At 71.2% G+C, this 12,866-nt stretch carries 10 protein-coding genes; 2 read left to right on the top strand and 8 right to left on the bottom strand.

The genetic code is table 11. The annotated features are described in order from the left end of the window. Positions 1-23: 23 nt before the first annotated feature. Complete coding sequence (locus CLV68_RS27005; RefSeq protein ID WP_121393694.1) at positions 24-602, bottom strand: helix-turn-helix domain-containing protein; 579 nt, start codon at positions 600-602, stop codon at positions 24-26. A 93-nt stretch (positions 603-695) separates the two neighbouring features. On the opposite strand from CLV68_RS27005, the gene CLV68_RS27000 reads away from it, so the two are divergent. Continuing rightward, on the top strand, positions 696-1,619 hold the full coding sequence (locus CLV68_RS27000; RefSeq protein ID WP_211346779.1) for an NAD(P)/FAD-dependent oxidoreductase: 924 nt from the start codon (positions 696-698) through the stop codon (positions 1,617-1,619). 587 nt (positions 1,620-2,206) lie between these two features. Here CLV68_RS27000 and CLV68_RS26995 read toward each other — a convergent pair. The 5 genes from CLV68_RS26995 to CLV68_RS26975 all read right to left on the bottom strand — a co-directional run bounded on the left by CLV68_RS26995 (position 2,207) and on the right by CLV68_RS26975 (position 9,499). Continuing rightward, complete coding sequence (locus tag CLV68_RS26995) at positions 2,207-2,671, bottom strand: group II truncated hemoglobin (RefSeq protein WP_121393692.1); 465 nt, start codon at positions 2,669-2,671, stop codon at positions 2,207-2,209. Positions 2,672-2,698: 27 nt separating this feature from the next. Then, positions 2,699-3,841 carry an acyl-CoA dehydrogenase family protein gene (locus CLV68_RS26990; RefSeq protein WP_121393691.1) on the bottom strand — a complete coding sequence of 381 codons (1,143 nt, stop codon included), beginning with the start codon at positions 3,839-3,841 and terminating at the stop codon, positions 2,699-2,701. A 14-nt stretch (positions 3,842-3,855) separates the two neighbouring features. Next, on the bottom strand, positions 3,856-4,599 hold the full coding sequence (locus tag CLV68_RS26985; RefSeq protein WP_121393690.1) for a thioesterase II family protein: 744 nt from the start codon (positions 4,597-4,599) through the stop codon (positions 3,856-3,858). A 3-nt stretch (positions 4,600-4,602) separates the two neighbouring features. Further along, positions 4,603-6,183 carry a GMC family oxidoreductase gene (locus CLV68_RS26980; RefSeq protein WP_121393689.1) on the bottom strand — a complete coding sequence of 527 codons (1,581 nt, stop codon included), beginning with the start codon at positions 6,181-6,183 and terminating at the stop codon, positions 4,603-4,605. 73 nt (positions 6,184-6,256) lie between these two features. Beyond that, complete coding sequence (locus CLV68_RS26975) at positions 6,257-9,499, bottom strand: non-ribosomal peptide synthetase (RefSeq protein ID WP_246010132.1); 3,243 nt, start codon at positions 9,497-9,499, stop codon at positions 6,257-6,259. A gap of 421 nt (positions 9,500-9,920) precedes the next feature. Here CLV68_RS26975 and CLV68_RS26970 point away from each other — a divergent pair, with 421 nt between their 5' ends. Continuing rightward, positions 9,921-10,499: a flavoprotein gene (locus CLV68_RS26970; RefSeq protein ID WP_121393687.1), complete on the top strand. Its 579-nt coding sequence runs from the start codon at positions 9,921-9,923 to the stop codon at positions 10,497-10,499. A gap of 241 nt (positions 10,500-10,740) precedes the next feature. On the opposite strand, the gene CLV68_RS26965 is transcribed toward CLV68_RS26970, so the two are convergent. Then, positions 10,741-11,730 carry a ParB/RepB/Spo0J family partition protein gene (locus CLV68_RS26965; protein ID WP_211346778.1) on the bottom strand — a complete coding sequence of 330 codons (990 nt, stop codon included), beginning with the start codon at positions 11,728-11,730 and terminating at the stop codon, positions 10,741-10,743. 105 nt (positions 11,731-11,835) lie between these two features. Next, positions 11,836-12,855 (bottom strand): NAD(P)/FAD-dependent oxidoreductase, encoded by a 1,020-nt coding sequence (locus tag CLV68_RS26960; protein ID WP_121393686.1) that lies wholly within the window; start codon positions 12,853-12,855, stop codon positions 11,836-11,838. Between the last annotated feature and the right edge of the window lie 11 nt (positions 12,856-12,866).

Raw genomic sequence — 12,866 nt, 5'->3', positions numbered from 1 at the left:
CAACGCGCTCGACTATTCGGCGGCTATTCCGGTTTCACCCGCATGTGGATGCGCTCGCCCTGCGGGCCGAGAATGTTGAGCACCTCGACCGCGCCGTCGCCGGTGCTGCCGAACCAGTGCGGCAACCGGGTGTCGAACTCGGCCGCCTCGCCCGCTTCCAGCACCATGTCCTGCTCGCCGAGCACCAGCCGCAGCCGACCGGAGACGACGTAGAGCCATTCGTAGCCGTCGTGCGTGCACAGTTCCGGGGTGCTGCGGTCGGGCGGGATGATGGTCTTGAAGGTGTGCAGCGGGCTCGGCTGGCGGGTGAGCGCGAGGACGACGCTGCCGTCGACCCGCCTCGGTGTCGGCCGGATGCGCGGGTCGGCGACCTCGGGGCCGCCGATCAGCTCGTCGAGCGGGATCCGGTACGCGCGCACGATGGGCAGCAGCAGTTCCAGGCTCGGCCTGCGCTGCCCGACCTCCAGCCGGGACAGGGTGCTCTTGGAGATCCCGGTCAGCTCCGAGAGCGCGGACAGGCTCAGCCCGCGCTGCGACCGCAGCCGCTTGAGCCGGGGACCGACCCCGGCGAGCGCGAAGGCGATGTCGTCGATCGGGGCCATGGCGCCATGAGACCAGCATGTCCCGGAAACGGCAACTATCGTTGCCCATCCCGCACCGATCGGGTCACCATGGCGGCGGAGGTGATCACAGGGATGACTACGCACGACTACGACACCGTGGTGATCGGTGCTGGCGCGGCCGGGCTCACCGCGGCCCTGCTGCTGGCCAGGGCCAGGCGCCGGGTGGCGGTGGTGGACAACGGCCGCCCCCGCAACGCCCCGGCCGCCCACATGCACGGTTTCCTGTCCAGGGACGGCATCGCGCCCCCGGTGTTCTCAGACGTCGCCCGCGCCGAGGTCCTCGGCTACGGCGCCACGCTGATCGACGCGTCGGTGTCCGAGGTGGCCGAGGGCTTCACGGCCACTTTGGACACCGGACAGGTGCTGGGCGCCAGAAGCCTGGTGGTGGCAACAGGTCTGCGCGACGAACTACCGGACATCCCCGGCGTCCACGACCGCTGGGGCCGCGACGTCGTCCACTGCCCCTACTGCCACGGCTACGAAGTCCGCGACCGCCCCCTCGGCGTACTCGGCACCAGCCCCGGCGCGGTCTTCCACGCCCAGATGCTGCGCCAGTGGTCAGCGGACGTGGTGCTGTTCGCCCACACCCTGGACCTGACCGCCGAGGACCACGCACAGCTACGCGCCAGGGGAATCCAGGTCGTCGACGGAGTCGTCCGATCGGTGGTGGTAGTCGACGACGCGGTGCGCGGGGTGGAACTGACCGACGGCACCCAGATCGCCCGCTCCACCGTCTTCGTAGTGCCCCGCATGGTCCCCCGCGACTCGCTGCTCACCGGTCTCGGCTGCACAGTGGGCCCGGATGGCTGGGTCGCGGTCGACCGCGCGGGCCAGACGAGCGTGCCGGGGGTCTTCGCAGCGGGGAACGTGATCGACCCGCGCGCCCAGGTGATCACGGCAGCGGGAATGGGCTCCGCAGCGGGCTTCGCCATCAACATCGCCCTGGTACAGGACGACATCACCACCGCCATCACCGCTACCGCCCACGCCACCTAACCCCACCCCCCAATCGGGGCTGAGAACGTTGCCCCCAACGCGCCCCTCCCAGGCGTTGGCCCACACCCGGCCTTCTACAACGTTGGCCGACCACGCGCTCCTCGGAGTCACCGGTCCCAACTGGTCGAGACTTTGCGACGTTGGCCCTACCGCGCCCCTCTAAGGCGTTGGCCGAACCGCGCTCCTCGGATCCGCTGGTGCCAAGCCGGCTCGATGGGGCGGACTTGTTTTGTGCGGGGGAGGACTGCCCGTAGCGTCGTTCGCGGACAGGGCCATGCTCTTCGGCCCCTGCTTTGCGGTCCTGCCACGGGTAGTTCAGGGGCCCCGCGCAAAACAAGTTCGCCACATCGAGCAAAGCTCGAAACTCGCGCCAGGCCAATGCCGAAGGCGAGGCGTCAATCGTCGACGCCGCAGGCGAGACCGAGAGCCGCATCCCCCCAGCTCAAGATCAAACCGCCCACAGCAGCCCCCGATATACAGCTTACCGAGCACCACCGACAGAACGCGCCGAGCGAGCCGCCCCCTGTGGATGGCTCACCGCCCTGTGGACAACCCACCCCCAGCAACAACAACAGCAACCTCACCCCTCACTCCTCCACAGGCGGCGACTCCCCCCACCCCCACACCTTCAACGACTCCCTCTCCGGCGGCTTGCTCCCCCGCCGAGAATTGGCCATGGCCCCCCGCGACCCCCACTCCATATAAGCCACGAACGCCGACCGGAACGCCCGGTCCGAAGGCAACCCCACCTCATCAGCCGCCTCCAGGATCAGCCGCACCCACCGCTCCCGCTGCTCGGGCTGGATATCACGGCCCCGGTGCTTGGACAGCAACCGCGGAAACCCTCCATGCTCGGACGTGTAGAGCCGAGGGCCGCCGAAGACCTCGCCCAGCATGATGGCGACGTCCTTCGGGTGGTCGGCGGTCATGTGGCGGAACATGGGGGCCAGCAGGTCGTCGGCGAGGACCTTCTTGTAGAAAGCCTCGGTGAGGCGTTCCAGCGCCTCGGCGCCGCCTGCCCATTCGTAGAGGGTGGGGGTTGGGTCTGGCATCGGGGTGCCCTTTCCTGGGTGGGTGGCTCACAAACCGAGGGAGACGCCGATCATTTCCTTCATGATCTCGGTGGTGCCGCCGTAGATGGTCTGGACGCGGCTGTTGGCCCATTCCTTGGCGATGGGGCTTTCCTTGAGGTAGCCGCTGCCGCCGTAGAGCTGGAGGCAGCGGTCGGCGACGCGGACCTGGAGTTCGGTGGTCCACCACTTGACCTTGGCGGCGTCGGTCACCGTGAGGCGGCGGGCGTTGAGCTCGGTCACGCAGTGGTTGAGGAAGACGCGGGCCAGGGTGATCTCGGTGTCGAGGGTGGCCAGCAGGAACCGGTTGTGCTGGAAGCTGCCGATCGGCTGCCCGAACGCCGTGCGGGTGGTCGCGTACGCCAGGGTCTCGGCGAGCATCTTCTCCGCGGTCGCGACGGCCACCGTGGCGATGCACAGCCGTTCCCGGGGCATGCCCGCCATCAGGTACCCCTGCCCGGCGTTCTCCTTGCCGATCAGGTTCACTGCCGGGACGCGGCAGTCGTCGAAGAACAGCTCGCTGGTGTCGCTGGCCTGCCACCCCAGCTTCTCCAGCTTGCGGCCGCGGGTGAACCCCGGCGTGTCCCGCTCCACCACCAGCAGGCTGATCCCCTGACCGCCGCGCGCGGTCGGGGTCTTCGCCGCCACCATCACGAGGTCCGCGTTCTCCCCGTTGGTGATGAACGTCTTCTGCCCGTTGAGGACGAACCAGTCCCCGTCGCGCACGGCTGTGGTCCGGATCCCCATCAGGTCGGACCCGGCGTCGGGCTCCGTCATCGCGATCGCGGCGACCAGCTCACCGGCGCACACTCCAGGCAGCCACCGGTCCCGTTGCTCCGCGGTGGTCCGAGTGGCCAAATAGGACGCGATGATGTCGTTGTGCGCCACGAACCCCGGTGCCGTCACCCGGGAGCGGACCAGCTCCTCGATGAACACCGCCACGTACCGGAAGTCGGTCACCCCCGCCCCGCCGTGCTCCACCGGCACGCCGAGGCCCAACAGCCCGGCCTTGCCCGCCTTTCGCCACACCTCCCGGCCGATGATGCCGTCCCGCTCCCACTCGTCGTGGTACGGAACCGCCTCTCTGGCGAGGAAAACCCGGCACAGGTCGCGGAACTCCTCGTGCGCCGACTCGTAGACGTTGTGCTCCACCGCAGGTTCCTCCCTCAGCGCCGGACGAGGTGTTCGTTGAGCTGGTGGTGCGCGATCCGCGACGTGTGCGCCGGGTCGGTGAAGGCGGCGAAGTGCCCGCCGGGGATCTCGACCTGGCGGCTCTGCGCGCTGCTGTGCGCGCCCCACCGCCGCATCTGCTCCGGGGTGGCGTAGACGTCGTCGCGCGCGGCGATGGTGGTCAGCGGGAACCCGACCACCAGCGCTTCGTCCACGTGGAACTGTCGCCGGATCGCGTAGTCCTCGCGCATCAGCCGCACCAGGTAGCCCGCCATCGCCTTGCTGGCCAGCAGTTCCGGCGCGGTCCCGCCGTCGGCGCGGATCTTGTCGAGCAGTTCGCCGTCGGTGAGCGTGGTCGTCTCGTCGCCCGGGGGTTGCAGCGCGGGCGGCAGCGCGGCGGAGATGATGGACCGCACCGGGGGTCTACCGACGACACGGGCGACCGCGTCGGCGACCGCCAGGCTCAGCATCGCGCCGAAGCTGTGCCCGAAGGTGCCGTAGCGCAGGTCGCTGACCTGGTCCCACGCCTGCACCAGGTCGGCGGCGACGTGGTTGGCCATCGACGCCACCAGGTCGCGGTAGTCGGTGATCCTGGCCTCCCGGTTGCGGGTGCCGCGGCCGGGGTGGTCGATGCCGATGACCCGCACCGACGCGGTCTGGAACGCCTGCCACGAGCGGTAGATCGACGAGGTCGCGCCCGCGTAGGGCACGCAGTACAGGCGCACGGGTTGCGGCGGCACGGGTCACTCCCCCAGTCCGCTGGCGATCTTCTCCGCCAGCATGATGGTGGTCAGGTTCGTCGGGGCGCTGGGCATGGTGGGGAACACCGAGGCGTCGACGACCCGCAGGTCGCGGACCCCGTGCACCCGGCACCGCTGGTCCACAACGGACATCGGGTCGCTCGCCGGTCCCATCCTGGCCGAGCCGATCGCGTGCCACCCGGGGCTCATGACGTTGCGGACCGCGCTGCGCAGCACGGTGTCGTCGGCGACCATGGCGTCGTTCCACAGCTGCACCTCGGTCAGCCGCTCGGCGAACCGCTCCGACCGCAGGATCCGCCACGCCGTGCGGACCCCGTGGGCGAGGCGGTCGACGTCGTCGTCGACCGAGCCGAAGCCCAGCTCGATGACCGGCGAGGTGCCGGGGTCGGCGTCGGGCAGCAGGACCCGGCCGCGGGAGGCGGGTCGCAGCAGCATCACCGAGATGCCGACCACCATCGGCCACCCGAGCCGGTTGACGAACCCGGGGATGGTCGAGGTCTGCACGTTGTTGAGCAGCCACACCTGCAGGTCGGCCGCCCGGCCGTCGCTGGACACCCTGGCCGCGACCTGCCGCCACGGGATCCCGGGCGTGCACAGGCCGTCGCGCGGCTTGGCCCAGATGACGACCGACGGGTGGTCGACCAGGTTCTCGCCGACGCCGGGCAGGTCGACCACCGGGGTGACGCCGAGGTCGGCGCAGGTGTCGGCCGGTCCGATGCCGGAGCGCAGCAGGATCGCCGGTGAGCCGATGGCACCGGCGCTGAGCACCACGTTCCTGGCCGTGACCCGCACGGTCCTGTTGTCCTGCACCAGTTCCACGCCGGTCACCCGCTGCCCGTCGAGCAGCAGCCTGGTCACCCGGCAGCCGGTCCTGATCTCCAGGTTCGGCAGGTCCCGCACCGGCGCGAGGTAGCCGCTCGCGGTGTCGACCCGCTCGGTGCCGACCGTGTTGGCGGGCACCGCGCCGACCCCGACGTCCACGCCCGCGTTGAGGTCTGCCAGATCAGGCACGCCCATCCGGCGGCACTCGTCCCAGAACGCGAGGTCCAATTCGTGCAACTGGTCGCGCCGGGGTCTGCGGATCGGGATCGGGCCGCGGACGCCGTGGTCACCACCGGGGAAGTCGGTGTCGCGCTCGACCATCTTGTAGAACGGCAGCACCCGGTCCCACGACCACTCCGGGTTCCCCATCGCCACCCAGTCCGCGAAGTCCCCCGGCAACGCCCGCATCGCGACCGCGCCGTTCACCGCCGACGACCCCCCGACCACCTTCCCCAGCCGATAGGGGAACCGCCCCCACAACGCCCGCGACCGCGCCACACCTGCCCCGACCGTCGCATGCTCCCGGACCCGCCCGCGCAGGTTGGCCTGGTAGTCCCAGTTGAACCCCTCCAGGATCAACCTCGTCCCGTCCCGCAACGGGTTGACCACCTCCCGATCCACCGGCTGGTCGACCCCGGCCTCCACCAACAACACCCGATGCCCCCGCACCGCCAACCGCGCCGCCACCACCGCCCCAGCCGACCCGGCACCGACGATCACGTGCTCCCACTCGGCACTCATGAACCCCACCCCCCGGGCAAGCCCAAACCCGCTCCGATACTCCGAACTCCCTGACGACACTCCCGGTCGGTGGTCATGAGGCGGTGTCGCGCAGGGAGCCGATGACGGCGGCGAAGTCGGTGATGGTGGCGTTGGTGAACAGGGCCTCGATGACCTCCTGCTCGGCGGCGGAGCTGATGTTGAAGGCGGTGCGGAGGTGGCCGATGATGCCGACCGCGTGCAGGGAGTCGCCGCCGACGTCGAAGAAGCCGTCCTCGGCGCCGAAGTCGGTGTGGCCCAGTTGGCGGGACCAGATCTCCAGCAGGTCGCGTTCCACGTCGGAGCGGGGTTGCACGCGCTGCTCCGGCGACGGGCTGTCCTGCCACGGCGCGGGGAGGGCCTTGTGGTCGATCTTGCCGTTGGGGGTGAGCGGGAGCGCGGCGATGGTCACGAAGTGGTTGGGGACCATGTAGCTGGGCAGTTGCTCGGCGAGCGCGGCGCGCAGCACGGCGGGGTCGGTGCTCTCGGAGCCGTCGACCACGAGGTACGCGGCGAGTTGGCGCTGTTTGCTGTGCGGGTGCGTCGGGGCGGCCACCAGGGCCTGGCGGACGCCGGGGTGCCTGCTCAGCGCGGCCTCGATCTCGCCGAGTTCGACCCGGTAGCCGTTGATCTTGACCTGGAAGTCGTCGCGGCCGAGGATCTCGATGTCGCCGCCGGGCAGGTAGCGGCCGAGGTCGCCGGTGCGGTAGAGCCGTTCGCCGGTGCCGGGGTGGATGACGAATCGCTCGGCGGTGCGCACCGGGTCGGCCCAGTAGCCGTCCGCGACGCCGACCCCGCCGATGTGGATCTCGCCTGCGACCCACGTCGGGCACGGCTCGAAGCGCTTGTCCAGCACGTGCAGCGTCTGGTTGGCCAGCGGCTTGCCGTACGGGATGCTCGGCCATTCCGGTGGCACCACGCCGATCGGGTTGAACACCGACCAGATGGACCCCTCGGTGGCGCCGCCGAGGCTGACCAGGTTCAACTCCGGGAAGTGCCGGTGGACCTGCTCCGGCAGCGTCGTGGGGATCCAGTCGCCGCTGAGCAGGGCCAGCCGCAGCCGGGTGGCGGGGGTGGTGTCGCCGAGGGACTCGACCCAGATCCGCATCGGCGCGGGCACGCTGTTCCAGATGGTCACCCCGTGCCGGTCGATCAGCTCCGACCAGTGCGTCAGGTCGCTGGCCCGCTCCGGCGCGGGGACCACGACGGCGCCGCCCGCACCGAGGACGCCGAAGATGTCGTACACCGACAGGTCGAAACCCGTGGGCGCCAGGGCGAGCACCCGGTCGTCGCGGCCGACGCCGAAGCGCAGGTTGATGTCCTGGACAGTGTTCCCCGCGCTGCGGTGGGAGATCATCACGCCCTTGGGCTCGCCGGTGGAGCCGGAGGTGAAGATCACGTACGCCAGGTCGTCGTGGTCCTGCCTGCTGTCAACGAGATCCGCGCTGTGCCGGAGGGTGGCCTCGTCGCCGAGCGTGATGAGTTCGACCCCTTCTGGCCAGGCCAACCGGTCGCGCAGGTCGGGTTCGGTGACGACCGCGAGCACCCGGCAGCGTTCCAGCAGCGCCAACCGCCGCTGTTCGGGCAGTTCCGGGTCGATCGACACGTACGCCGCGCCGGAGTGCAGCACCCCGAGCAGCGCGGACACGAGGTCGGGTCCCGGCCGCATCGACACCGCGATGACCGTGTTTGGTTCAGCACCACAGCATTCGCGCAGCCTGCGGGCCAGCCGGTGCGCGGGTTCGGTGAGCTGCCGGTAGGTGACCTCGGCGCCATCGGCGATCACCGCGACGGCGTCGGGGGTGCGGCGCGCGGCGGTGGCGACCAGTTCGTGCAGCAGGACCGGGGGGATGTCGGTGTCGGTCGCGTTGGCACGGGCGCGTTCGTCTGCCTGCGCGACGGGCAGCGGGACCACAGCCGCGGTGCTGTCCCAGGCCGCGGGGTCGTCGACCAGGCGGTCGAGGAATGTGCGGTACGCGTGGAACATCGCGTCGAGGACCCCGGGCGCGAACAGGCCGGTGACCGAGTTCCAGGTGACGGCCACACCGCCGTCCTGGTCGACGACCTGGTTCTCCAGCCAGATCTGCGGCGTCTGGCTGGCGCTGTGCACGACCTCGCCGAAGCCGCGCAACGCTTCCGCGCCGCAGCCGAGCATGTCGGAGAACACGACCGGCATCGACGCGGCCCGGCCGTCGCCCTGCCTGCGGGTCAGCTCGCGCAGCACCCGGATACCGCCGAAGGCCGCGTTGGCCTGGTCGTCGCGCAACCTGCGCTGCACGGCGACTGCGCGCTCGTGGAAGGTCGTGCCCTCCCCCGCCCGCACGGTGAACAGGCTGGGCGAGAGGAAGTCGCCGAGCAGGTCGTCGACGTCCGGGTGCAGCGGGTGCCGGTCGAGTCGGCTGAGCGCGACGGTGAACTCCTGGCGTTTCGACCAGGTCCGCAGCACCTCGCAGTAGGCGGCGAGCAGCAGCGCGGACGGGGTGATGCCGTGGCTCTCTGCGGCCGCGGTCACGGCGGCCCACCGCGGTCGCGTGATCACCGTGGCGCGGCGGCCGAAGCTGGGCCTGCCAATGCGTTCCGGCGCGGTCGCCAACGGGAGTTCGGGGGCGGCGGGGATCTCGTCGAGGCGCGAGAGCCAGTACTTCTCGGCCCAGCGCCCGGCCGTCGTGGCGGCCAGTTCTTGTTCGGCGAGAACGTAATCGCGGAAGGTGAGGTCGATCGACCGCGGTTCGGCGGCGGGGTTGTCGTAGCGGTCGCGCCACTGGCGCAACATCAGGAAGAACCCACGGGCGTCGACGAACAGCAGGTCCATGCTCACGTGCAACCGGAACTCGCGTTCGGTGAGCCGGGTGGCGCGGATGTCGAACAACGGCCACCGGTCGACCGGCAGCACCTGGTCCGCCAGTTCGGCGCGGATCGCGGCGACGGCGGCGGACCGGGCGGCGGGCGGTTCGGCGCGCAGGTCGGTGCAGTGGATGGTGTAGCGCGGAACCTGTTCCAGGACACGCTGTTCGCCGCCGGGGTCGACCACCGCGCGGAGCATGTCGTGGTGGGCGATGACCTCGTTGAGCGCCTCGGTGAGCCGGGCCAGGTCCAGTCCCGGGCTGTCGAACTCGTAGCAGAAGTGGCTCGACACCCCGCCGAGTTCCAGGCCCCGGTTGCGGCCGATCAGGTAGGCGTACTGGATGTCGGTGAGTGGGAACGGCCGGTGCCGCCGGTCCGGTCGCGGCTCGGCGCGGGGCAGGTCGGAGCGGGGGGCCGCCGCCGGGCTGCCCGGGACCTCCGCCAGGTCGGTCACGTGATCATCCACTGTGGTCGCACCTCTCCTTCGCGCGGCACACCCGCGCCGCGCGCCCCGGTACGGCGCGCGAACGGTGGTGGGAGAACGGGAATCGCGCGATCGGACCGCGGCTGGACCGGTCCGATCGGCAGCCCGGAGCGGGCCGTCATCGACTGCTTCGCATAAGACCAGCGGCTCACGACGGCTGTCAAGCGATCACCTATTCCGCCGATTTCCGGTCCGCGGCTCCCGACTCGGCGAACGTGCGCTTGCGCGCGCCGGAATTCGGCTGTTCGGCGGGTTCGACAATGGCGGTCGGGCCATTCGACTGGCGCTTTCCGCTGGTCCGGGAAAATGGCGATGGCCGACCTGGGCCAATCGAGTGAGCGGCGGATTCGGCGGCGTTGAACGCATTCGGGATTGCCTGCACGATGCGGCCATGAGCGACACTGCCCCGCGCCAGAACGGTCCCAGGATCCTCGTCGGCGCCACCGGATCGATCGCGGTGACGACGCTGCCCACCTACCTCGCGGCCCTGCGCGCCCACCTCGGCGGCACGTGCACGGTGCTGATGACGCACTCCGCCACCGCGTTCCTGCCCGCCGCCACCGTGGCCATCCACGCCGACCGGGTGATCAGCGGCGAGTCCCCAGCCGACTGGCCCACCGACAAGCCCTCCCGGCTGGCCGCCGAGCACGACCTGTGCGTCGTCCTGCCCGCCACCGCCCACATCCTCGCCGCCGCCGCGACCGGCGCCGCCCCCAACCGGCTGGCCACGGTCATCCTCTCGGCCCGCTACCCCACCGTCTTCTTCCCCTCCATGGGCGCCGCCATGTGGGAGAAGCCCGCCGTCCGCCGCAACATCACCCAACTGCGCGCCGACGGCCACCACATCCCCGACCCGGTGTGGCACGACGCCTACGACGTGGCCACGAAGAGCATCTCCCACCACCCGACCATGCCCACCCCCGCCGACGTCGCCAAGATCATCGGCGAGCTCCTGTCCCAGCAGGCGTGACCTCCCTGCCGCGGCACCGAACCCCGGTGCCGCGGTAGGACGACGTGCTACGTCCTGGAAGCCGACCCCCACGCCTGCCGCACCGTGCCGCTCGTGTCCAAGGTGATCGCGTCGCCGCCTGCCAAGGCAGACACCCGGATCATGCCCGGCGCCACCCCATCGGCCAGTCCTGACCTGGCATCCAGTGCGAGCGTCGGCGGCCGCCTCGGGCGTCGCCACGGTGTCCAAGCCGGGCCGGGGGTCACGGCACCAGTTGGTCGGTGCGGCGGCTGGGGGTGCCCTGGTCGAACCAGACGGCGAGTTCTTGCCAGGTCTCGGCGCAGGCGTGGGCGAGTTCGGCGACGACGCCGCGGCAGTGCTCGGGGACGGCGTCGAGCAAGCCCTTGCGGTCCTGGTCGGTGAGGGCGTGGATGCTGAGCAGGCGGATCAACGCGCGGCCCATCTCGCTGAAGCGCAGCGACGGGTCCTGGCGCAGGCGCGAGAGCAGGTCGGGCGGCGGGTCGCGCAGGGTGTCGACGACCAGGGCGGTGCTCGGCGGGTACTCCTCGCGCTGCCGCTGCTTGGGCGGGACCGGGTCCTCGCCCCTGGCCAGCCGGTCGCGGACGTCGCGGACGGTGCTCAGCGAGATGCCCGCCGCGGTGGCGACCTGGCGCAGGGACGTCGACGGGTCCTCGCGCAGCATCAGGCAGGCCATCCGGCGGCCGTCGGCGCTGCTCAGCGGTCGGACCCGGCCGTCGCGGCCGATCCGGGTGCGCGACTGCGGGGCATCAGCAGTCGCGCACCGGCGGATCACCGCGACCGTCCTGGCGGCCAGGCCGGTCGCCGAGGCGATGGCCCGGTCCGACCACCTCGGGTGCGATGCGATGATCCGCATGGCCGCGACCCTGCGGTCGGCGAGCGAGAGCGGCAGCCCGTGCGCGACGTTGGCCCGCACGCCGAGCACGAACGCCTCCGCCTCGTCCCCGTCGAAGTAGCGCACCCGGACGGTGTCCTCGCCGCAGATCACCGCGGCGCGCAGCCGGTGCATGCCGTCGATGACCCGCATGGTCGCCCGGTGCACCAGCACCGGCGGCAGGACGTCGGCCGACTCGGCGAGCAGCCGCACGTGGTCGCTGTCCTCACCGGCCAGCCGCGGCGAGTCCGACGGCCGCAGCACGCTGATCGGCACGGTCACCGGCGGGCTCTGCTCCCACCAGTCCTCCGGTAAGGCCCGGTCCGCGCCGGAATCCACCAGCTGAGAGTTCTCGCCACCGTGCCCCAATTGAACAACCCCCAGGATGGTCGGTTCAACATTGATTCGGCAGTGCGCGCTCTATTCGGCTGTTGCGCCGTGCGATCAGAATCCGTGGCGGCGGTCGCCGAGGACGATCTCGGCGACCTCGCGTTCCAGTTCGGCGGTGAACCCGTTCGCGCGCGCCCGGTTCCGGTGGGCCGCGACGGCGGACCCGGTCCGGTCGAGCACGATGCTCTGGTGAATGGCCATCGCGGCGGCCGTGCCCATTCCCGCGGCGGTGATGACCTGGGCGCGGGGGTTGACGACGTTGCCCGCGGCCCAGATCCCCGGCACGCTCGTGGCACCGGATCCGTCGACAACCAGGAAGCCGTTGGGGTCGGTGTCGCAACCGAGCGCGTCCAGCACCCGCGTGTTGGGCACGAACCTCGGCGCGACGAACACCGCCGACCGGGGCGTGCTACCGCCCTCGGTCTCGACGCCGCGCAGCACGCCATCGGCCACGACCAACGCGCTCACCGCGCCCGGCATCGTGCGGATCCCCATGGCCGCCAACTGTTCCCGCTCGTCGTCGGACAGTGCGTGGGTATGCTCGAAGAGGACGACGTCGTCGGACCACTGGCGGAGCATCAGCGCCTGGTGCGTCGAGCCGGGGCCGGTCGCCAGCACGCCGAGCGGTCGGTCGCGCACCTCGTGGCCGTGGCAGTACGGGCACTGCAGGACGTCGCGGCCCCACCGCTGGGCGACACCGGCGACCTCCGGCAGTTCGTCGTGCATGCCGGTGGTGACCAGCAGTCGTGGCGCGCGCATCTCGACGCCGTCCGAGCGGCGGACCACGAAGCCGGGCCGCACGTCCTCGATCGCCGCGTCGACCAGCTCGCCGCCGTAGGCGGTCACCTCGGCGCGGCCGCGGTCGACCAGCTCGGCGGGCGGCATGCCGTCCCTGGTGAGGAAGCCGTGCATGTGCGCGGCGGGGGCGTTGCGCGGCGCACCCGCGTCGACCACCGACACCGCCAGCCCGGCCCTGGCCAGCAGCAACGCCCCGCTGAGCCCCGCGGCACCGCCGCCGAGCACGAGGACGTCCCGCTCTACCACACCGTGGACCTCGCGGTCACCCGATCCCATGATTTCCCCTC

Origin of the sequence: Actinokineospora cianjurensis (assembly GCF_003663795.1) — a bacterium.
Classification (GTDB): domain Bacteria; phylum Actinomycetota; class Actinomycetes; order Mycobacteriales; family Pseudonocardiaceae; genus Actinokineospora; species Actinokineospora terrae.
This window is presented reverse-complemented; position numbering and strand designations above follow the sequence as displayed.

Bases quoted from the DNA above. Each gene is read 5' to 3' on its own strand.
- CLV68_RS27000 (WP_211346779.1), top strand. From the start codon at position 696: ATGACTACGCACGACTACGACACCGTGGTGATCGGTGCTGGCGCGGCC.
- CLV68_RS26995 (WP_121393692.1), bottom strand. From the start codon at position 2,671: ATGCCAGACCCAACCCCCACCCTCTACGAATGGGCAGGCGGCGCCGAG.
- CLV68_RS26970 (WP_121393687.1), top strand. From the start codon at position 9,921: ATGAGCGACACTGCCCCGCGCCAGAACGGTCCCAGGATCCTCGTCGGC.
- CLV68_RS27005 (WP_121393694.1), bottom strand. From the start codon at position 602: ATGGCCCCGATCGACGACATCGCCTTCGCGCTCGCCGGGGTCGGTCCC.
- CLV68_RS26960 (WP_121393686.1), bottom strand. From the start codon at position 12,855: ATGGGATCGGGTGACCGCGAGGTCCACGGTGTGGTAGAGCGGGACGTC.
- CLV68_RS26980 (WP_121393689.1), bottom strand. From the start codon at position 6,183: ATGAGTGCCGAGTGGGAGCACGTGATCGTCGGTGCCGGGTCGGCTGGG.